Below are 19,615 nucleotides of genomic sequence, written 5' to 3'. Positions count from 1 at the left end.
TTGGTCATGAATGCTGTCGTGCAAAGCCATACGGCTAGCGAAGGTACAAACACGCAACAGGCCACTCAGCATGCCACTGAGGCCTTGTTGAAGGTTCAGGACGTGAGCCTTGAATACCGCACGCCCGAGCGGGTAGTGCGGGCTACTCATCAAGTCAGCTTTGAAGTCGATCCGGCTGATCGCTTCGTTCTGCTTGGCCCGTCCGGTTGCGGCAAGTCCACCTTGCTCAAGGCCGTGGCCGGGTTCATTCAGCCCAGCGAAGGACAGATTCGTCTGGCGGGTGTGCAGGTCAAGGAGCCAGGCCCGGACCGGATCGTGGTGTTCCAGGAGTTCGACCAGTTGCCGCCCTGGAAGACCGTGATCGAGAACGTGATATTCCCGTTGCTGGCATCGCGCACGCTAAAGCGTCCCGAAGCCCTGGAGCGTGCGCGTTACTACCTGGAAAAGGTTGGCCTCAGTGCCTTTGCCGACGCTTACCCGCACACCCTGTCCGGCGGCATGAAAGCCCGGGTAGCGATAGCCCGTGCCCTGGCGATGCAACCGAAAATCCTGCTGATGGATGAGCCCTTCGCGGCCCTCGATGCGCTGACCCGACGCAAGATGCAGGAAGAGCTGCTGGAGCTGTGGGAAGAAGTGCGTTTCACGCTGCTGTTCGTGACCCACTCCATCGAAGAAGCGCTGGTGGTCGGCAACCGCATCCTGTTGCTGTCCCCTCATCCGGGCCGTGTGCGGGCGGAAATCAACAGCCATCAGTACGACCTGAAAAGCCTTGGCGGCATCGGTTTCCAGCAGACCGCGCAGCGTATCCATCGCCTGCTGTTCGATGAAGGTGAAGCCGGCCAGACCGAGTCCGAGCTGAATTTCCAGGATATCCGCATCGCTTATTGAGGCCTGCTCAAGCGCCTCGACCTGAACACAGAGAAACCGACATGAGCCTTTCACCCCCCGTTCGTGAAGAATACGAAGTCACGCTGGAGCCCTTCACCCAGAAGGATCTGGTGCGCGACATCCCTCTGGCCCAACGCATCTGGCAACGGGGCTGGGTCCGCAAGAGCCTGATCATGGTCCTGCTGGCCGTGCTCTGGGAAGTCGCCGCCCGCATCCAGAACAACGACCTGCTGTTGCCCGGCTTTCTGCAGACTGCCACGGCGTTCTATGACGGCATCATCACCGGTGAATTGCCCGGCAAGGTCTGGATCTCCCTGAAGGTACTGATCCAGGGTTATCTGATCGGTATCGTCCTCGCGTTCGGCCTGACCACACTGGCGGTCTCGACCCAACTGGGCCGTGACCTGCTCAGCACCCTGACTGCGATGTTCAATCCGTTGCCTGCCATTGCCCTGTTGCCGCTGGCGCTGTTGTGGTTCGGCCTTGGGCAGAACAGCCTGATCTTCGTGCTGGTGCATTCGGTGCTCTGGGCGCTGGCGCTCAATACCTATGCCGGGTTTCTCGGGGTTTCGGAAACCCAGCGCATGGCCGGTCGCAACTATGGCCTCAAGGGGTTGCGCTTTGTCTGGCACATCCTGATTCCGGCGGCGCTGCCTTCGATTCTCGCTGGCCTGAAAATCGGCTGGGCCTTCGCCTGGCGCACCCTGATCGCGGCCGAACTGGTGTTCGGCGCGTCCTCGGGCAAGGGCGGTCTGGGCTGGTACATCTTTCAGAACCGTAACGAGCTGTATACCGACAAGGTTTTTGCAGGGCTGGCGGCGGTGATTCTCATCGGCCTGCTGGTGGAAAACCTGCTGTTTGCCAACATCGAGCGCCTGACGGTCAAGCGCTGGGGCATGCAGCGTTAAGTGCATGGAACGCTTGGTTTCTTATCGTCTTTCGAGTTTTTGTGAGGGTTTCATGGTTACTTCTTTCAAACGTCCTGCGCTCACTTCACTGGCTGCTGCACTGGGGCTGGCAGGCACACTGCTCAGCGGCGGCGCGCAAGCCGAAGGCAAGATCAGCATCGCTCAGCAGTTCGGCATCGGTTATCTGATTCTGGATGTGGTGCGCGATCAGAAACTGATCGAGAAGCACGGCAAGGAGCAAGGCCTGGACATCCAGGTCGACTGGAACAGCATTTCCGGCGCTACCGCGATGAACGAAGCGTTGCTGGCCGGTGCGCTGGATGTGGTGTCGGCAGGCGTGCCACCGATGCTGACCATCTGGGACCGCACCAAGGGCAAACAGAACGTCAAGGCCATTGCCTCGCTGGGCTCGATGCCCAACTACCTGCTGACCAACAACCCGAATGTCAAAACCCTGAAAGACTTCACCGACAAGGACCGCATCGCAGTGCCGGCGGCAGGTGTGGGCTTCCAGTCGCGTACCTTGCAGATCGAGACGGCCAAGCAGTTCGGAAACGAGAACTTCAAGAAGTTCGACAATATCTCCGTCAGCCTCGCGCACCCCGACGCCACCTCGGCGTTGATCGCCGGTGGTTCGGAAATCAACTCGCACTTCTCCAGCCCGCCTTTCCAATACCAGGCGCTGGAAAACCCCAACGTTCATAAAGTACTGAGCAGCTACGACGTGCTGGGCGGCCAGGCCACCTTCAACGTGCTCTACACCACCGAAAAATTCCACGACGAAAACCCCAAGACCTACAAGGCGTTCTACGACGCGCTGGCCGAGGCCGAGAAAATCATCAAGGCCGACAAACCGGAAGCAGCCAAAACCTACATTCGCGTTGAACAATCGAAACTGCCGCTGCCGTTTGTAGAAAAAATCGTCTCCGACCCGGAAATCGACTTCACCATCACCCCGCAACGCACCTTCATCTATGCCGAAAAACTGCATGAGCTGGGCGTGTTGAAAAACAAGGCTGCGAGCTGGAAGGATTACTTCTTCGAAGAAGCCCATGGTGGATCGGGTAGCTGATGGTGGGAGGCAGCTTGCTGGCGACTTCAGTGTACGGATGCATAATGTCTGTCGGTTTTCTGCACCTTAACTAATCATCGGCATTACTTGGTAGGAGCGAATTTATTCGCGAAAGCTGCATTCCAGGCGATAGATTTTTTGTGAATGTATCGGCCTCTCGCGAATGAATTTGCTCTTACAATGGTGCGATGATTTCCACTGCGGTGCAGGCTGTTAATATCGAACGATTTTTAATTGGCCGACCCTCGCGACCAGCTCCCGAGCAAATGCATCCTCGGAGGTGAAACTGGATGCTTCTACCCAATCAATGAACCACTCGACATCCAGTATCGCAAAAATCTTCAACCAGTTAACTTCTTTGACTTCACAAGCCGGGACAGTACATCCTCCCAATCCGTGCCCCTTGCCTTCGAAAAACAGAAAATAGCTTTCTGCATAACAATAGCCGATCAACTTAGGCCAATCCGAACTATGAGGTCGTTCCGGTACAAGATCCTTTTCGGCAATAACGTAAAAATCCTGGACCTTATGCGGCGGCGAGGCTGGGCGGTGGCTTGAAAGCCATGACAGGCATTGCATTGCCTTGTCGATATCATTCATCCAGCCCGATTCTCTCTTGTCAATCTCCGTAAAAGTTCCGGCCACCTCCCGGCGGTAATAGACCATCCAGCCATCTCGCCCTTCATTGACGATCAAATAGGTATGCCCATAACCTTCGACCGTCAGTGACCAGCAACCGAAATATGGTCGCTCATCCAAGAAGTCGATAACGTTGAATCCGGCACGTTGGACAGCGTTTTTCAGTTCAGGGTAGGGCATACGACAAGCTCCATGTGCATAAGGCAAAAAATTAAACTACATTGCCACTCCTGAAGCTTTCAATCTAAAGAGCTTCAATATGTTCTGGACCACCATCACGAATGAGTCTGCTAATATTATGAGTATAAAGCTCCAACTTCTGTGGATTGTTGGATTTTTCAAGCTCCTGCCGTAGAAATCTTATGACTTCAGATACTTTTTTTCGTTGTGCGCTAGGTTGATCCAGAATCAGATCAAGCCCGTTTGCAGATAATGCTGGAACCTTTTTGCGAAGATAGTAATAGCATACTATATTTTCAAGTAGATCCTCTGCATCCTTCAAGTTAAAATCTACCGTAACCAAATATTTTGCGAAAGCTTCTTTTAATATCAGGTCTGGAGACTTATGTGTCTTGATAAATCCGCAAAGCCCTCCCCAGTTTCTGACATGTAACTGAGTCCCCCAATCAGGGTCCCTTGTGAAATATATCCCATTTCCTCTGAAGTAATCTGGAAACTCATCTCTATTCAGGGGTGTTTCAAAATTGCTTTTCATTGAAACTCCTCCACCCATCAATATGGCTAAAACTTGCTCGCATCCTTTCTGGGATCACTTTACGGACCCAATCGTCCCTGTTTAATTTCTCCATTCTTTCAGCCCGGCGTAACGGCGTCCTGCTTAGATTCTGGAGGTCAACCGTTTCATCATACTATATGTTTTAGTTGGTACAGCATTTAGAGGTTTTCGAAATCTATGGTGCATCCTTTTTTTCTTATTTGTTCGATTAGCTGAGCGTATTTATAGCAGGGTAAATTTTTGTTTTGTATGTCGTATTCAGTTTTCAGGAAGCGAAAAACACGACCGACAATATTTTTACTCTCTGAGTCAAGACTCTCGATCAGATCGTAGTTTTCGGCATTTAGGAATGGCAAGTCCATTTTTAATGAGTAATAAGCCGATATGTTGAAAATCAGGCCTTCAGCAGCCTTGTAGGAATCACCGAGATATCGCAAATACTCTTCAAATACGTTTGTCAGCAGACTCTGTGCTGGTTTTTGCTTTTTGAGGACACTGCACATCCCTTTCCAATTGCTTATATAAAGATGCTCTCCCCAATCACAACCTCGAGCAAAATAGATACCCTCACCTTTAAAGAAGCTGGAGATTTCGTCTTGAACCAGGGCGATTTCAAATTTGGTTTTCATTGAAGGACCTTTAAACCTATCCCCTCTAGTTCATAGAGCTTCCAATTCTACTGAGCACCCATTCCCCTTAATCTCAGAAATAAACTGATCGAAGCTAATTACGGGCTTGCCCGCGTTGTGTGCAGCGTGTTCTCTACGTAGCAATCTGAATAATTTGCCTATTATTTTTTTGCTGGCCTCATCAAGAGCAAGTAATAAATCAAAATTATCGGTCGACATAAAAGGGATGTCGGTGCGCATAAAATAATAACAGCTCACGTTTAGCAATAATGAATCAGCGTCTTCATAGTTTATGTGAAGCGATTGCACATATTCTGCGAACGCATCCAGCAAGATTTTATTTGGGTCTTCTTTTAGTTTGAGATAGCTGCATAGACCTTGCCAGTTATTTATATATAGATGGTCGCCCCAATCTGGGTCGCGGGAAAAATAATGCCCCTGGCCCTTGAAAAAATCCGGTATTTCATTGTTTTCTAACGCAGTCTGAAATTTTGTTTTCATTGGAGTTTTTCCCAGTCTTCAAATTGACTTAGGGAAGTGAGCATGAGTAGCTTCATAGCCAGTGTGTGTGAGGTTGGCATTAGTCGCATGCAAGTTCTTTCGGAACTTTATGGATGGTTTGTCGGCCTGCTCTGCACTTGATAGGGCTAGTCAATAAGCCAAGTTATGGTGGTTTAATGTTGGGCTTGGCGATCACTCGTTGTATTCAAAACTTCCACGGTACGTGAATATTTTATTTTTAACAGTACTGCTTTGGGGGGCGCCGGAAAAGGAGAAATCGTAAACTGCAATGATAGTGTCTATTAAATCTTGAGTCGAAGTGGTATTTTTTCCTTTCATGTCCGCCATGATATCCACGTCGTACGAGCCCCCCTCAATAGCCTTCAGCAAAGATTTTGTGGGCTCAATTTTGTCAGCTTCTACAGTATCATCATCAACAAAGCCCAACGAAAAGGCTTTGCTGAACGCAGAACCAAGAAAATCTCCGTCTTCAGAGTACTCGGGACTCATTACCTCTCGAAGAGTAGGCATATCCCAGCCGGTATTTGCTGTCCAAATTGATACGCTTTTTTTTGAGCTCATTATAGTTTCCTCAATTTTTTAATCCTGAAGGTAGGGAGTCAGTTCCACCTTCCAGTCGTCTTCCAGCCCATTCATTAAGACCTTTTCGGAATTCATCATAATCTTTGGAGCTGTCAATCACCTCTAGGATTTCATTATGTGCTTTGGTCGATCCTTTACCGCCGTGATGGCCTGCAGGGTTGACAAACTTCACGTCTGCAATAGCGGAGCGTAGCTCATATATTTGCTCAGCACTGACCCCCCAGCGCTTGAACGTATCCGCCCTCGACACCATATGCCATTCGTGCATTCCTCCTGGATATCTCAGCCTAGCTTTGATGGAGTTTTGGTAGGTCTCGTTAGACCAAACAGTGTCAAATTCGTCCGGGGTTAGCTCATTAAACCATTTGCTAAATGCACCATCTTTAACACTAGGAACACTGCCGCCAGGAACCAGTTCATCCAACGATTTCGTTTTAGGTTTATCGTTAGGGCTACCTGGGCATATTACTGGTGTTGTCGCTAACCCCAACGGATCCACCCACCCCGTAGGGTTAGGCACATACCGATAGTTATTCAACCCACCCGCCAGCTTGATCGGGTCGGGCGTCAAGAACCGTCCAGTCCCCGGATTGTAGTAGCGATGCCGGTTGTAGTGTAACCCTGTCTCCGTATCGAAATACTGGCCCTGAAACCTCAGCGGGTTGTCGATTTCTGCGACGTCCAGGGCGGCGAGGTTGCCGTAGGCGCGGTATTTGGCGGACCACATGATCTCGCCGCTGTAGTCGGTGAGTTCCTGCGGGGTGCCGAGGTGGTCGAGCTGGTAGTAGAACGGTGTCGCTTTCAGCGGGCCTTCGCCGTCGAGCATGGCCAGCGGGCGGAAGCTGCCGGGCTCATAGATGTAGCTGCGGTAGCGGTTCTCGGCACTTTCGGCGACGAGGCGTTCGCCTTGCCAGAGGAATTCTGTGGTGTGGCCGTTGACGGTCTTGGCGATGCGGCGACCGAAGGCGTCGTATTTGTAAGTGGCGGTGCTGCCGCCCGGCAGGCTGACGCCGATCAGGCGGTGCTGGGCGTCGTAGCGGTATTCGGTGACGAGTTTCTGTCCGGCACCACGACGTTCGCGAATCTGGTTGCCGTAGGCGTCATAGTCGTAATGACGGTCGCCCTGCATCAGCAGGCGGTTGCCCTTGACGTTGGCCAGGTTGGCGGTGGGCAGGTCGCCCTGGCCCAGCAGGTTACCGGCGGGGTCGTGGGCGAAGGTTTCCGGGGGCGCGCCGCGCACGTTGATCAGACGGTCCAGCGGGTCGTAATGGAAGCTGCGGTTGCCCTTGCGGCTGTCGTCGATACCCGCCAGGTTGCCGTTGGCATCGTAGGCGTAGCGGCGCTGGAACAGGCTGCGGTCCTGCTGGCTGACACTGTGCGCCTGCAAGCGGCCTTGTTCGTCGTACTGATACTGGCTGAGCAACAGACCCTGCTGGCGCTGGCGTTCACGACCGCCGCTGAACTGGTGGGCGGTCAGGCGCGAGCCGTTGAGGTCGATGCTGCTCAGTTGCCCGCCACGATGGTGGTGGTAATCCAGCTTGCTGCCATCGGGCAGGCGACAGTGCTTGAGCTGGCCGACGCTGTCGTATTCGTAGCGCAGCGTGCCCCAGCCCTGGTGTTCGGTGATGAGGCGGTCTTGCAGGTCGTATTCGTAAAGGTGTGGCTACCGTCAAACCTGTTTACGTTCGCTAACGAAAATCCTGCCTCCCATCACCTAATCCAACACCCTTTTCCCTTTCTTCTGCATGAAGTTTCCGAGAGAATCCCGAGCCCTTGCGAATGTGAATTCTGGCCTCTAGGCTGCGTCGGTCACTGAATATCAGTGATCGGGTTTAGCAGCCTGTTTCAGAACACATACAGCGCAAGCTCCGTTTATGGCGGCTTTGCGTGGGGCATCTTCGGATGCGCCGGGTCTTGTGTTCTCTACCGGTCTGCTAACCCGCGTCAAAGCTGCCACCTTTCATTCGTTTAGCAGCGAATGCTGGTGGCCTCAATTCAGAGAGAACATCATGATCAATTCAACACCAGCTCCACCCCCTCAATCCCTTGAAGAGTCATTGCTGCATGTGAGCGAGCTATTGCGTTGTGCGGCCGCGACAGCCTATGAAAGCGGAGATACCCTCAACGGCCCGAAACGCGATCTGGCTTTCTCGGTTGTGCATCTGATCGGCATGGCCAAAGCCGAGCTGGATCGGTCGTTGGAGCGTGTGGAGGTGCGTTGATATACGAGTGACCAATACACGTGTGAAGGTGCGAGTGAGGTCTGCCTTGCTCGCACATATTAAGAGTAGACGCATCCCAGCCAGTATTTGCGGTCCAAATCGAGACGTCTTTTTATTACTCATAAAGTCCAGTTGAGGAGCCTAAAGCATTTAGGAGCTCATCCACGGATACTGAGTACTTGCTAAGGTTTTGTACGTCTATGTCGCTCCAGTCTTGGTCGCTTTCAATTTCTAGCAATAGTAGCTCAATGTTTTTCTGCTGGAAAAAGCTGATTATGTCGCGTATTTCTTTTTCGCGTTGAACATGGTCGTTTCCATAGAGTTCGCAGGTGTAAAAAAAGCCTGCATTGCCCATGGCAAGCTTTTTTTGACTACCAGGAAGCGACATTTTTAAACGTTGGTGTAAAAATTTAGCAGCCTCAACGTCTGTAACAGGAGATGCTGCTGCAATGCTTATCTTTGCCATTTCAAAAGTCCCCAGGAGTCAGTGGGTTGAGTGGCTTGCCTTTGGTCTAATTTTTTGGAAGCTACCACCGTGCCATCTGTACAAGTGCTCGTCTCTTGTCATGGGATAAATATTAAAAGCTTTATCAGCCAACTGCGGATAGTCCAGCGCATTGTACATGTGATGAACTTCGATCATTTTATTATCAAACTTAGGACGTTTGTTTTTTACGATGTCATTTGCCTGCTCCGGACTCCAATCCCTTGTACCCTACTCACCCCGGAGAAGCTTTTTCCTTTCTTTTGACCAGAAGCGGCCTACGCCTCTTTGGCGTCTGTTCGAAAAACGCCTATTCCAATCTAGGTGAGCGACCTAATCCCTGTAGCTCTTTCTTTTGAGGAGTGCTTTTTATCCATCATAATCCTCTGAGCTATTCAGCTCATTCAGCATCTGTTCATCAGTTATTTTTAATAGATCGAAATTGGTGCCTATATCACCCCAGTCGTCATCATCACCTATTTCTAGAATGGTTAGTGGTATGTTTTTTTTATGAAAAAAATCTATGATTGCTCTTATTTTTTTATCGTGTTCAAGATGATCGCTCAAGTAAAGCTGGCAGGTATAAAAAAAACCTTTTTCACCCAGCATTAACATGCGTGAGGCACTGCTAAGTCCCCACCCAAGATTTTTATGCAGGAATTTTGTGGCTTCAATATCCTTTACAGGAATACTGCATGAAATACTTATTTTAGGCATTTTAGAACTCCTCGGGAACTAGTGGGTTTAGCGGCTTGCCCATTGTGTCATTTTGGAAGTTTCCGCCATGCCAGCGATATTGGTGTTCACTTCTCGTTGCAGGATAGATGTTAAGTCTATCATTTGCCAGTTGTGGATAATCTAAAGCATTATACATGTGGTGCCCCTCAATGGACTTATCGTTAAATTTGGGGGTCTTTTTATTCAAAATATCTTCTTTTTGGGTCTCGGACCAATTTCTTGTTCCCGGCTCCCCTCTCTTGAGTCTTGCCCTTTCGTCGGACCAAAAGCCACGTACGCCTTGGCGTCGTCTCAGGCTGAAACGTCTGTCCCAATCTAAATGAGCAACTTCATCTTGGGTAGCCGTCCTGCTTTCCACTTTCTCCAGTAGAGCTTCCTTTTGAGGGCCGCTCAGCGGTTTGTAAGGCGTTTCGTAGCTTGGTACATCTGGAGTTCCCTCGTCTACAGCAGATTTGGTTGCAGTATTTTGGGTTGAAAGAGCATTAGATTCTTTATCTCCCGGACACGTATCCAACCCCAACGGATCCACCCACCCCGTAGGGTTAGGCACATACCGATAGTTGTTCAACCCACCCGCCAGCTTGATCGGGTCAGGTGTCAAGAACCGTCCAGTCCCCGGATTGTAGTAGCGATGCCGGTTGTAGTGTAACCCTGTCTCCGTATCGAAGTACTGACCCTGAAACCTCAGCGGGTTATCGATTTCTGCGACGTCCAGGGCGGCGAGGTTGCCGTAGGCGCGGTATTTGGCGGACCACATGATCTCGCCGCTGTAGTCGGTGAGTTCCTGCGGGGTGCCGAGGTGGTCGAGCTGGTAGTAGAACGGTGTCGCTTTCAGCGGGCCTTCGCCATCGAGCATGGCCAGCGGGCGGAAGCTGCCGGGCTCATAGATGTAGCTGCGGTAGCGGTTCTCGGCGCTTTCGGCGACGAGGCGTTCGCCTTGCCAGAGGAATTCGGTTGTGTGGCCGTCGACGGTCTTGGCGATGCGGCGACCGAAAGCGTCGTATTTGTAAGTGGCGGTGCTGCCGCCCGGCAGGCTGACGCCGATCAGGCGGTGCTGGGCGTCGTAGCGGTATTCGGTGACGAGTTTCTGTCCGGCACCACGACGTTCGCGAATCTGGTTGCCGTAGGCGTCGTAGTCGTAATGACGGTCGCCCTGCATCAGCAGGCGGTTGCCCTTGACGTTGGCCAGGTTGGCGGTGGGCAGGTCGCCCTGGCCCAGCAGGTTGCCGGCGGGGTCGTGGGCGAAGGTTTCCGGGGTCGCGCCGCGCACGTTGATCAGACGGTCCAGCGGGTCGTAATGGAAGCTGCGGTTGCCCTTGCGGCTGTCGTCGATACCTGCCAGGTTGCCGTTGGCATCGTAGGCGTAGCGGCGCTGGAACAGGCTGCGGTCCTGCTGGCTGACACTGTGCGCCTGCAGGCGACCTTGTTCGTCGTACTGATACTGGCTGAGCAGCAGACCCTGCTGGCGCTGGCGTTCACGACCGCCGCTGAACTGGTGGGCGGTCAGGCGCGAACCGTTGAGGTCGATGCTGCTCAGTTGCCCGCCACGATGGTGGTGGTAATCCAGCTTGCTGCCATCGGGCAGGCGACAGTGCTTGAGCTGGCCGACGCTGTCGTATTCGTAGCGCAGCGTGCCCCAGCCCTGGTGTTCGGTGATGAGGCGGTCTTGCAGGTCGTATTCGTAAAGGTGTGGCTACCGTCAAACCTGTTTACGTTCGCTAACGAAAATCCTGTCTCCTATCACCTAATCCGACACCCTTTTCCCTTTCTTCTGCATGAAGTTTCCGAGAGAATCCCGAGCCCTTGCGCATGTGAATTCTGGCCTCTAGGCTGCGTCGGTCACTGAATATCAGTGATCGGGTTTAGCAGCCTGTTTCAGAACACATACAGCGCAAGCTCCGTTTATGGCGGCTTTGCGTGGGGCATCTTCGGATGCGCCGGGTCTTGTGTTCTCTACCGGTCTGCTAACCCGCGTCAAAGCTGCCACCTTTAATTTGTTTAGCAGCGAATGCTGGTGGCCCCAATTCAGAGAGAACATCATGATCAATTCAACACCAGCTCCACCCCCTCAATCCCTTGAAGAGTCATTGCTGCATGTGAGCGAGCTATTGCGCTGTGCGGCCGCGACAGCCTATGAAAGCGGAGATACCCTCAACGGCCCGAAACGCGATCTGGCTTTCTCGGTTGTGCATCTGATCGGCATGGCCAAAGCCGAGCTGGATCGGTCGTTGGAGCGTGTGGAGGTGCGTTGATATTCGAGTGAGCAATGCAAGTGTGCGAGTGAGGTCTGCCTTGCTCGCACGCAAGTTCTTGCGGAACTTTATGGGCATTCGTCGGACCCCTCCACACGTGATTTTTCTTTCATGTCCGACATGATATCTACGTGGTACGAGTACCCCTCAATAGCATTCAGTAAAGAATTTTTGTCAACTTCTACAGTGTCATTATCAAAAAACCAACGAAAATCTTTGCTGAATCCAGAGCCAAGAAAATCCCCGTTTTCACAGTAGTCGGGGCTCATTACCTATTGAAGAGTAGGCGTATCCAGTTGGTATTTGCTGTCCAAGTCGATACGCTTTTTGAGCTGGCTCTAGGGTTCTTAGTTCGACTCGCAAGCCAAGAAACTGCATATCCACTTTGTTATTCCACTCGGTAATTATTTTTAGATGTTATTTTGAAGTATGTGGATAAACATACAAGGGGGGGGCAAAATATATGCTTGATTCGGTTGTTTATAAAGCAGCCGGTGCTCGGTGTAATACCATCTACAGTTCTAGGTTTTCTATATTTTTGGGGCCACCATCCCTAATTAATTTGCTTATATTTAAGTTGTAGTTTTCAATTTTCTGAGCGTTGTTAGATCTGCCAATTTCTTGCTTTAGCAGTCTCATCAAGTTTGAGATAATTTTTTTCTCTTCAATTCCTAAATCACGAATCAAGTCGAACCCATTTTCAGATAGTTCTGAAACTTTCTTTCTCATATGATAGTAGCAGATGATGTTTTCCAATAGATCGCTTGCTTCTTCTGGCGTTTCTTCAATGCTTAGCACGTATTTTTTAAACGCGTCTTTTAGCAGGGTGGTTGGATCTTTTTGTAACTTTAAAAAGCCACATAGGCCGGACCAGTTGATAGCATGAAGTTGTGTCCCCCAGTCAGGGTCTCTTGTGAAATAAATACCGCTCCCTCTGAAGTATGCTGGAAACTCATTTCTTTTTAAAGCTTTTTCAAAGTTGCTAATCATTGAAGTTGTTCCCATTCATCAAATTGGCTTAGGAGCTTGTTTACATCTTTTCCGTGATTAATTTCTTCCGACCCTACCAAGGCCGCTTCTTTAGTTCCACTTTTGGTCTCGCCTCCTGGTACCCATTCTTTAGGATAAGCGCCTGCCTCATTTCCATTCGGCAGCTCATATTTGAATCTGGGGTCGCCAGGCTTGATTTTTACGAGATAGATTCTTTTATCTGAAAGATTTCCAGATCCAAGATTTAGCTCTCTATTTAATACCTGCCAATTCCCCCCGCTTGCCTTGTATTTGGCAATTACAGCGTCCATTTCTGACGGCAAACCAACAAATTTTCTTGGTGGGAAGGTTGGGTAACTAGAAAGTTCGATCCAGTCATCAATAACAACGAAAGAGCTACCCTGTGTTCTAAAAGCTTCCTCATGTAGATTTACATATTCATCTGGTAAATATTCACGGACATTACCAGGCCTGTTTCCTTTCTCAAGATTGATAATCTCATCATATTTATCTTGAGTCATGGGTATACGATCAGGTTTTGTCGCATTCGCAGTGTTGTTGGGTAGCGCGGTTCCTGATCCTGGACAGCTATCACTCAACCCCAACGGATCCACCCACCCCGTAGGGTTAGGCACATACCGATAGTTGTTCAACCCACCCGCCAGCTTGATCGGGTCGGGCGTCAAGAACCGTCCAGTCCCCGGATTGTAGTAGCGATGCCGGTTGTAGTGTAACCCTGTCTCCGTATCGAAATACTGGCCCTGAAACCTCAGCGGGTTGTCGATTTCTGCGACGTCCAGCGCCGCGAGGTTGCCGTAGGCGCGGTATTTGGCGGACCACATGATCTCGCCGCTGTAGTCGGTGAGTTCCTGCGGGGTGCCGAGGTGGTCGAGCTGGTAGTAGAACGGTGTGGCTTTGCGCGGGCCTTCGCCATCGAGCATGGCCAGCGGGCGGAAGCTGCCGGGCTCATAGATGTAGCTGCGGTAGCGGTTCTCGGCGCTTTCGGCGACGAGGCGTTCGCCTTGCCAGAGGAATTCGGTGGTGTGGCCGTCGACGGTCTTGGCGATGCGGCGACCGAAGGCGTCGTATTTGTAAGTGGCGGTACTGCCGCCCGGCAGGCTGACGCCGATCAGGCGGTGCTGGGCGTCGTAGCGGTATTCGGTGACGAGTTTCTGCCCGGCACCGCGCCGTTCGCGAATCTGGTTGCCGTAGGCATCGTAGTCGTAATGACGGTCGCCCTGCATCAGCAGGCGGTTGCCCTTGACGTTGGCCAGGTTGGCGGTGGGCAGGTCGCCCTGGCCCAGCAGGTTACCGGCGGGGTCGTGGGCGAAGGTTTCCGGGGTCGCGCCGCGCACGTTGATCAGGCGGTCCAGCGGGTCGTAATGGAAGCTGCGGTTGCCCTTGCGGCTGTCGTCGATACCCGCCAGGTTGCCGTTGGCATCGTAGGCGTAGCGGCGCTGGAACAGGCTGCGGTCTTGCTGGCTGACACTGTGCGCCTGCAAGCGACCTTGTTCGTCGTACTGATACTGGCTGAGCAACAGACCCTGCTGGCGCTGGCGTTCACGACCGCCGCTGAACTGGTGGGCGGTCAGGCGCGAGCCGTTGAGGTCGATGCTGCTCAGTTGCCCGCCACGATGGTGGTGGTAATCCAGCTTGCTGCCATCGGGCAGGCGACAGTGCTTGAGCTGGCCGACGCTGTCGTATTCGTAGCGCAGCGTGCCCCAGCCCTGGTGTTCGGTGATGAGGCGGTCTTGCAGGTCGTATTCGTAGGCCAGCGGCCAGTGGCCGTCGTCGACGTTGACCAGACGACCAAGCGCATCGTAGCTGTAGTGAATCTCTTCCCCGTCGGGCAGGGTCTTGACCAGCAGGCGGCCAGCGGCGTCGCGCTGGTACTCGGTCACCAGCTCGCTTTCGTCGTCGCCGAATTCGGTTTTCTTCAGCAACTGGCCGTTGAGGTCGTATTCGTAAGCGGTGCGGCGGCCGTCGAAGCCGGTTTCCTGCTGGATCAGGCCGTTGGCGTAGTAGTCGAGCTGATAGTGCTCGCCGCGTTCGTTCTCGATATCGGTCAGCAACAGCCGCGAGTTGTCGTAGCGGTAGCGCAACTGGCTGCCGTCCGGATTGATGCGGCGGCTGACCAGATGCAGGTTGTCGGCGTATTCGTAGCGCGTGATGCGACCCAGTTCATCGCGTTCGGCGGTGACGCGGCCATACGGGTTGTAAGTGAAGGCGCGGGTCGCTCCGCCGGGCAAGGTAACCTGTGCCAGGCGGTTGGCAGCGTCCCATTGGTAATGGGTGATGGAGCCGGTTTCGTCCTGACGGGTGATCTGCCGACCCAGTGCGTCATAACGGTATTTGCGTTGGCCGCCGTCGGGCAAACGCTCTTCCAGCAATTGACCCAGACCGTTCCAGCCCAGTTGATGAAGGCTGCCGTCGGGATGACGAATTTCCAGCAGGCGGCCCTGACGGTCGTAGCGGTAATGGGTTTCGTTGCCGTGTGGATCGATTTGCCGGGTGATATCGCCTTGCTGGTTGCGATCATACTGCCAGCGGGCTTTACCGCGCAGGACTTCGACCAGTTGCCCGTCGAAGTAGTTGTAACGGATCGTCGCGTCTTCCGGCGGGATCACAGCGATCAGGCGCCCGGCGTCGTTGTACTGATACTCGGTAATGGCCCCCAGCGGATCTTTTACCGCAATCAGGCGGCCCTTATCGTCATAGGCCTTTTGGGTTTCTGCGCCATCGGGAGTGGTTTCGCTGATCAGACGGGCATTTTCGTCATGCACGTAAACCTGTGCGCTGCCGTCGGCGTTGTGGACTTTGACCGTTCCTTTGTCATCCCACTCATAACGTGCTTCGAGTTGTGAGTAATTGGCCCAGTGACGTACGCAACGCGACAGCTTGCCTTCACGCTCCCATTCCCAGAAGAAACTGGCACCCCCGGCCAGTTGCCGCTCCAGAATGACGTGCTGGTCGTTGTAGCGGTAATACTCGGTTTCACCGACTGCATTGGTGGCTGAGACGAGTTGGTGCCGGGCGTTGTAGCTGTAGGTGACGAGGGTCTGGATCGTCAGCCACGGGTTCTGGCGCTCGCCACGCTCGTCGAACTCCGAGCGTTGTTGCTGCTGGTCCACCGCGACTATATGGCGGTCGTCGTAGCGCAAGAGCAGGGCGCGACCTGCACCGTTGTCGATGCGCTGAATCCGGTCTACCAGGTCGTAGCTGATGTGGACCTGGTTGTCATACGCGTCACTGATGGTGGTCAGGCGACCGGCCCGGAAGTGATAGAAGCGTGCTTTTGGTCCGGCCTGGGTGAGGATCAGTTCGCCAGGGGCGTCGCCCAAGTAAATGGCGGCCTGGGCCAGGCTGTTGGTGATGGCCGGACGTTGCTCGGTCGGCATCGGGAAACGTGTCTGACGATTTTCGTTGTCCGTCCAGAGCACGCCTTCGTCGTCCAGTTGCAGACGATGGGACAGCGAATGGCTCCAGCCGTAACCGAGACGGCTATCGATCTCGACTGCACTGCTGCGATACAGACGTGTCCATTCCAGTGGCAGCAAACCACTGAGTTCGCCATCGGTCAGGGTCAGCAATTCTTCGCCAGTGACCATCGAGACCGGTTCGCCGTTGGTGCAGGTCCGGTCGGCGCACTGGGCGGGCTGGTCGGCAGGGGTTTTCGACTGCTTGGCCGCGTCGTCGACTTTTTCCTGCTGTTCGATGCGCGTTGCGTTTTCTTTCTTGGCGCGTGCCTGAATCTGCGCATCGGTTTCGACGGCACCACCTGTGACCGGCGGCTTTTTCTTCGGCGCGACGGCCGTTTCTGCCGGCTTGGGCGGGGCGATTTCAACGCTGGCCTTGCGTGCCGGGTTCATCGGCGCATTGCCATTGAGCAGCAGCGGTTTGGCGGTTTCTGCATGCCCGGTTGCATTCTTCTTGCTGATCTTCATCAGCATGGCGGTGAAGTCTTCGATCAACTTCATGACCTTGCCGCTGTTTTTCGCAGCATTCAGCCCCTTGGCGCCGACCCGCACGGCCAGGCCGATACCGCCGGTGAGGACGATACCGATCAGGATGTTCAGCAGCACTTCGGTGGTCAGTTCCGCAAGAACTTCCGTGCAGGTCTGCGGCGGCAGCATCTTGACCCAGGCAACGATAGCTGCGACGTAGATCCACATCAGCGGCTCATCGCTGGCAATCAGCAGCGCCGTTTGAATCGCTTCTTTCGAGGCGTTGTAGATCTTCTTGATCTCTTCCTCGGTGAAGAATTTCTTGAGCTTTTCGTAGTTCTCACGAGGGTGAGCGACCAGGTCGTACAGACCCTTTATATCGCCCCACAGGCCCATGATCGCCTTGAGAAAACCTTTCCAGGCAGACTCCAGTTGCTGCAAGGCTCTGCCGCCCATCGAAGCGTTGGTATGCGCTTGCCACAGCGGCAGGAAGTCGGTGCTCCATTCGGTTTGCAGCCAGCCGCTCAGGTCACCGATAACGCCCTGATAGGAGGCGAACAGGCTGTCGATCTGCGCACGGGTAGGGTTTGGGAAAAAGGTAATTGCGTACTGTTGATTCGGCTTGAGGCCCGTGACTTCCAGAATTCCGCTCGGACCTATTTTCAGGTCGATTGCCTGACCGACCTCGTTTTTGCCGTAGACCCTTCCATCTTCCACGGGCACCAGACGCACTGGCGTATTGCCGATCGGTACAAAACGCGCCGACTCGAAGCTGTGGACAAGCTTGAGCTTGCCGTTGGCCGGGCAGTTGGCATACAGGGTGTTTGACTGTTTGATGTCCTTGTCCGCAGTGCCGACCTCGTCGCCTACCTTGAATTGCTGTTCGGCATCCAGCAAGCCGCCATACCAGGCTTCGGCATGCTCGCGATAATCGGTCAGGCATTTCTTGAAGTCGTTGATGATGGCCTGAGCATCAGGCTGTTTGGCCGTGAGGGCTCCGGTGATTCCGCCCATCAAAACGCTCATGCCGCCACCTCGTTTTCCAGATGGGCCTTCAACAGCCCGGTAAAGTTTTCTTCCGTGAGCGGCGTGCGTTTGACGAAGCGCGCCACCTTTTCTCGCAGGTTGGATTCGGGGAACGAGAAGTACAGCTCGGCCTGCTCATCCAGCAGCCACTGCATCATGTTGTCGATGATGGTGGACGGGTTTTCCGCCATCAGGCCATCCAGCAGTTTCTGAGGTACTTCCCACCACGGCCAGTCCTTCGCTTTGGGCACCGACCTCTGGCCGACTTCCAGACTGCGGCCATTGATCAGGTAGCGCTCGAACATCGGCATCAGCTCACCCGCCGAGTCACCCAGCCCTTTCAGAATCGGATAGATATGCCGCCCATCCCAGAACCGGAAAAACACCTCGGTCTCGTCGGGCATTTTCACTTGGGTCAGACTGCGCAGATGTTCGAACACGGTATTGGGCTCCGAGCGCGACACGGCGAGCCAGCCCCAATCCTGAGCATCGGTTTCGGCGATCCATTGCATAAAGCCCGCGTTGGGTTTCAGCTCGGCAAGGTAGGGCATCACGGGCTGCCAGTCGGCATAGGGCGTGCCTCCCCAGATCGGGATCAGCTCCGGTGCATGGCCTTGCTGGTAGAAGGCTTTGAGAGGTTCGGCATCGCTGGCTGCGCTGATGATCAGATACAGGCGCTCGCCTTGTTGCAGCGGCTGTTGTGTCAGCCATGCCATTGGGCTCAAGGGATCAGATTGCACAGGCACCGTCCTTGCACTTCTCGCATTCTTCACAGAACGGCGCGTTGCGTTTAAGCGTATTGATTTGTGCTGGCGTCAGTACTGCACCGGCTCTGGCGGCATCCGCCTGTTTCAACAGACCCGGCAGCAAAGCCGCTATGCCAGACCCGATGCCCGGGCTGCCGCCCGTATTGACGTTGACCACCGGGCCGCTGATTGTCACGCCACTGGCATCGATCTTGATGAAGCTGCCGCCAGCCTTGAGGGTCAGTTCGCTACCGGCCTCCAGTACGATCTTGATGCCGCTGTCGAGGTGAATTTCCTGCCCGGCTTCGATGAACTGCCCCGTGCCGATCTTGACGTGCTGGTTGGCCGCGACAGTCAGGTGATCGTCGGCCCGGGCTTCGACCTTGCGGTCGGCGTAGGTGGTGCGATGTTCCTCGGCCTTGAACTCGCTGTAGCTGTTCTGCTCGACGGTGTCGTGGCGTTCGTTGCCGACGCGGATCTTCTGGTCGTGCTCGATGTTCTCGTCCCAGTCGCGCTGGGCGTGGAGGTAGATCTGTTCCTGACCTTTCTTGTCCTCGATGCGCAGTTCGTTGTAACCGCCACCGCCCGGTGAACTCAGGGTCTTGAAGGTGCTGCGGGTCTTGTTGGCCGGCAGCTCGTAGGGAACGACGTTTTCCTTGTGGTACAGGCAGCCGCTGATCAGCGGTTGATCGGGGTCGCCTTCCAGAAAGGTCACCAGCACTTCCATGCCGATGCGCGGGATGGCGATGCCGCCGTACTGGGCTCCGGCCCAGGCGGACGAGACGCGCAGCCAGCAACTGGTCTTGTCGTCGGCCTGGCCTTCACGATCCCAGTGGAACTGCACCTTGACCCGACCGTACTGGTCGCAGTGGATTTCTTCGCCCTTCGGCCCGGTGACCACGGCGCTCTGGCTGCCGAGGATGCGCGGTTTGGGGTGCAGCAGCGGCGGGCGGTTCGGCACATCCCAGGGCGTGGCCTTGAAGCGGTTGCGATAGCCCTGGTGGAAATCGTCCTTGAGCGCGGTGGTGTCGCTGGTGACCGACTCTTCCAGCACTTGCGGCTGTTTGCCTTCGTGGAGGATTTCGGTCAGCAGCCACAGGTCGTTCCATTTGGCCTTGGGGTGCTGGGTCAGGGCCAGGAAGTGGCCGCTGACCAGCAAGGGTTGATCACTTTTGCCTTCGGCCAGTTGATAGTCGCTGCGATGACGCTCGAGGGCGCGCTTGGCCAGGTGTTTGCC

General features: G+C 54.0%; 17 protein-coding genes and 2 pseudogenes. 5 read left to right on the top strand and 14 right to left on the bottom strand.

The features are described from left to right. Positions 1–6 precede the first annotated feature (6 nt). From JSY17_RS24500 to JSY17_RS24490, 3 genes are read left to right on the top strand one after another with little or no spacing between them, the layout of a single operon-like run. Positions 7–888, top strand: coding sequence for an ABC transporter ATP-binding protein (locus JSY17_RS24500; RefSeq protein ID WP_117163641.1), 882 nt, complete (start codon positions 7–9; stop codon positions 886–888). Positions 889–929: 41 nt separating this feature from the next. Next, entirely contained in the window at positions 930–1,796 is an 867-nt protein-coding gene (locus JSY17_RS24495) for an ABC transporter permease (protein ID WP_117163640.1), read from the top strand. 52 nt (positions 1,797–1,848) lie between these two features. Then, positions 1,849–2,868 (top strand): ABC transporter substrate-binding protein, encoded by a 1,020-nt coding sequence (locus JSY17_RS24490; RefSeq protein ID WP_117163950.1) that lies wholly within the window; start codon positions 1,849–1,851, stop codon positions 2,866–2,868. 213 nt (positions 2,869–3,081) lie between these two features. Here JSY17_RS24490 and JSY17_RS24485 read toward each other — a convergent pair whose 3' ends face one another. From JSY17_RS24485 to JSY17_RS24460, 6 genes and pseudogenes are all read right to left on the bottom strand, one after another. After that, complete coding sequence (locus tag JSY17_RS24485; protein WP_200998029.1) at positions 3,082–3,687, bottom strand: hypothetical protein; 606 nt, start codon at positions 3,685–3,687, stop codon at positions 3,082–3,084. A 64-nt stretch (positions 3,688–3,751) separates the two neighbouring features. Further along, positions 3,752–4,222: a hypothetical protein gene (locus tag JSY17_RS24480; RefSeq protein ID WP_206403227.1), complete on the bottom strand. Its 471-nt coding sequence runs from the start codon at positions 4,220–4,222 to the stop codon at positions 3,752–3,754. A 179-nt stretch (positions 4,223–4,401) separates the two neighbouring features. After that, on the bottom strand, positions 4,402–4,872 hold the full coding sequence (locus JSY17_RS24475) for a hypothetical protein (protein WP_206403225.1): 471 nt from the start codon (positions 4,870–4,872) through the stop codon (positions 4,402–4,404). A 30-nt stretch (positions 4,873–4,902) separates the two neighbouring features. After that, positions 4,903–5,373 (bottom strand): hypothetical protein, encoded by a 471-nt coding sequence (locus JSY17_RS24470; protein ID WP_206403223.1) that lies wholly within the window; start codon positions 5,371–5,373, stop codon positions 4,903–4,905. A 192-nt stretch (positions 5,374–5,565) separates the two neighbouring features. Next, a complete protein-coding gene (locus tag JSY17_RS24465; protein ID WP_206403221.1) occupies positions 5,566–5,955 on the bottom strand; it encodes an immunity 22 family protein in 390 nt (129 codons plus the stop codon). Between the two features lie 465 nt (positions 5,956–6,420). Continuing rightward, a pseudogene (locus JSY17_RS24460) lies at positions 6,421–7,639 on the bottom strand (RHS repeat domain-containing protein); the annotation flags it as partial. 346 nt (positions 7,640–7,985) lie between these two features. Here JSY17_RS24460 and JSY17_RS24450 point away from each other — a divergent pair. Next, the gene (locus JSY17_RS24450; RefSeq protein WP_095067309.1) at positions 7,986–8,198 is read left to right on the top strand and encodes a DUF6124 family protein; all 213 of its coding nucleotides are present in this window, start codon (positions 7,986–7,988) and stop codon (positions 8,196–8,198) included. 115 nt (positions 8,199–8,313) lie between these two features. On the opposite strand, the gene JSY17_RS24445 is transcribed toward JSY17_RS24450, so the two are convergent. From JSY17_RS24445 to JSY17_RS24435, 4 genes and pseudogenes are all read right to left on the bottom strand, one after another. Next, on the bottom strand, positions 8,314–8,664 hold the full coding sequence (locus JSY17_RS24445; protein ID WP_206403218.1) for a hypothetical protein: 351 nt from the start codon (positions 8,662–8,664) through the stop codon (positions 8,314–8,316). A gap of 18 nt (positions 8,665–8,682) precedes the next feature. Next, positions 8,683–8,877, bottom strand: coding sequence for a hypothetical protein (locus tag JSY17_RS25775; RefSeq protein WP_263943517.1), 195 nt, complete (start codon positions 8,875–8,877; stop codon positions 8,683–8,685). A 174-nt stretch (positions 8,878–9,051) separates the two neighbouring features. After that, a complete protein-coding gene (locus JSY17_RS24440; protein WP_206403216.1) occupies positions 9,052–9,399 on the bottom strand; it encodes a hypothetical protein in 348 nt (115 codons plus the stop codon). 1 nt (position 9,400) lies between these two features. Beyond that, positions 9,401–11,113, bottom strand: a pseudogene (locus JSY17_RS24435) (RHS repeat-associated core domain-containing protein); the annotation flags it as partial. Between the two features lie 346 nt (positions 11,114–11,459). Between JSY17_RS24435 and JSY17_RS24430 the strand changes: the two are divergent. Further along, on the top strand, positions 11,460–11,672 hold the full coding sequence (locus tag JSY17_RS24430) for a DUF6124 family protein (protein ID WP_095067309.1): 213 nt from the start codon (positions 11,460–11,462) through the stop codon (positions 11,670–11,672). Positions 11,673–12,185: 513 nt separating this feature from the next. Here JSY17_RS24430 and JSY17_RS24425 read toward each other — a convergent pair. The 4 genes from JSY17_RS24425 to tssI form a co-directional block, all read right to left on the bottom strand. Beyond that, positions 12,186–12,662 carry a hypothetical protein gene (locus JSY17_RS24425; protein WP_200998032.1) on the bottom strand — a complete coding sequence of 159 codons (477 nt, stop codon included), beginning with the start codon at positions 12,660–12,662 and terminating at the stop codon, positions 12,186–12,188. Next, the gene (locus JSY17_RS24420) at positions 12,659–17,632 is read right to left on the bottom strand and encodes an RHS repeat-associated core domain-containing protein (protein ID WP_206403214.1); all 4,974 of its coding nucleotides are present in this window, start codon (positions 17,630–17,632) and stop codon (positions 12,659–12,661) included. The genes JSY17_RS24425 and JSY17_RS24420 overlap by 4 nt, the downstream gene beginning before the upstream one ends. After that, on the bottom strand, positions 17,629–18,372 hold the full coding sequence (locus tag JSY17_RS24415) for a DUF4123 domain-containing protein (RefSeq protein WP_117163634.1): 744 nt from the start codon (positions 18,370–18,372) through the stop codon (positions 17,629–17,631). The genes JSY17_RS24420 and JSY17_RS24415 overlap by 4 nt, the downstream gene beginning before the upstream one ends. Further along, positions 18,362–19,615 (bottom strand): type VI secretion system tip protein TssI/VgrG (tssI, locus tag JSY17_RS24410; RefSeq protein WP_206403212.1); only part of this gene is annotated, 1,254 nt, incomplete at its 5' end. The genes tssI and JSY17_RS24415, both read right to left, overlap by 11 nt.

The organism is Pseudomonas capsici (genome assembly GCF_017165765.1).
Taxonomy (GTDB): domain Bacteria; phylum Pseudomonadota; class Gammaproteobacteria; order Pseudomonadales; family Pseudomonadaceae; genus Aquipseudomonas; species Aquipseudomonas capsici.
This window is presented reverse-complemented; position numbering and strand designations above follow the sequence as displayed.

Coding starts and splice junctions, on each gene's coding strand:
- JSY17_RS24500 (WP_117163641.1), top strand. CDS start 7: ATGAATGCTGTCGTGCAAAGCCATACGGCTAGCGAAGGTACAAACACG.
- JSY17_RS24495 (WP_117163640.1), top strand. CDS start 930: ATGAGCCTTTCACCCCCCGTTCGTGAAGAATACGAAGTCACGCTGGAG.
- JSY17_RS24490 (WP_117163950.1), top strand. CDS start 1,849: ATGGTTACTTCTTTCAAACGTCCTGCGCTCACTTCACTGGCTGCTGCA.
- JSY17_RS24485 (WP_200998029.1), bottom strand. CDS start 3,687: ATGCCCTACCCTGAACTGAAAAACGCTGTCCAACGTGCCGGATTCAAC.
- JSY17_RS24480 (WP_206403227.1), bottom strand. CDS start 4,222: ATGAAAAGCAATTTTGAAACACCCCTGAATAGAGATGAGTTTCCAGAT.
- JSY17_RS24475 (WP_206403225.1), bottom strand. CDS start 4,872: ATGAAAACCAAATTTGAAATCGCCCTGGTTCAAGACGAAATCTCCAGC.
- JSY17_RS24470 (WP_206403223.1), bottom strand. CDS start 5,373: ATGAAAACAAAATTTCAGACTGCGTTAGAAAACAATGAAATACCGGAT.
- JSY17_RS24465 (WP_206403221.1), bottom strand. CDS start 5,955: ATGAGCTCAAAAAAAAGCGTATCAATTTGGACAGCAAATACCGGCTGG.
- JSY17_RS24450 (WP_095067309.1), top strand. CDS start 7,986: ATGATCAATTCAACACCAGCTCCACCCCCTCAATCCCTTGAAGAGTCA.
- JSY17_RS24445 (WP_206403218.1), bottom strand. CDS start 8,664: ATGGCAAAGATAAGCATTGCAGCAGCATCTCCTGTTACAGACGTTGAG.
- JSY17_RS24440 (WP_206403216.1), bottom strand. CDS start 9,399: ATGCCTAAAATAAGTATTTCATGCAGTATTCCTGTAAAGGATATTGAA.
- JSY17_RS24430 (WP_095067309.1), top strand. CDS start 11,460: ATGATCAATTCAACACCAGCTCCACCCCCTCAATCCCTTGAAGAGTCA.
- JSY17_RS24425 (WP_200998032.1), bottom strand. CDS start 12,662: ATGATTAGCAACTTTGAAAAAGCTTTAAAAAGAAATGAGTTTCCAGCA.
- JSY17_RS24420 (WP_206403214.1), bottom strand. CDS start 17,632: ATGAGCGTTTTGATGGGCGGAATCACCGGAGCCCTCACGGCCAAACAG.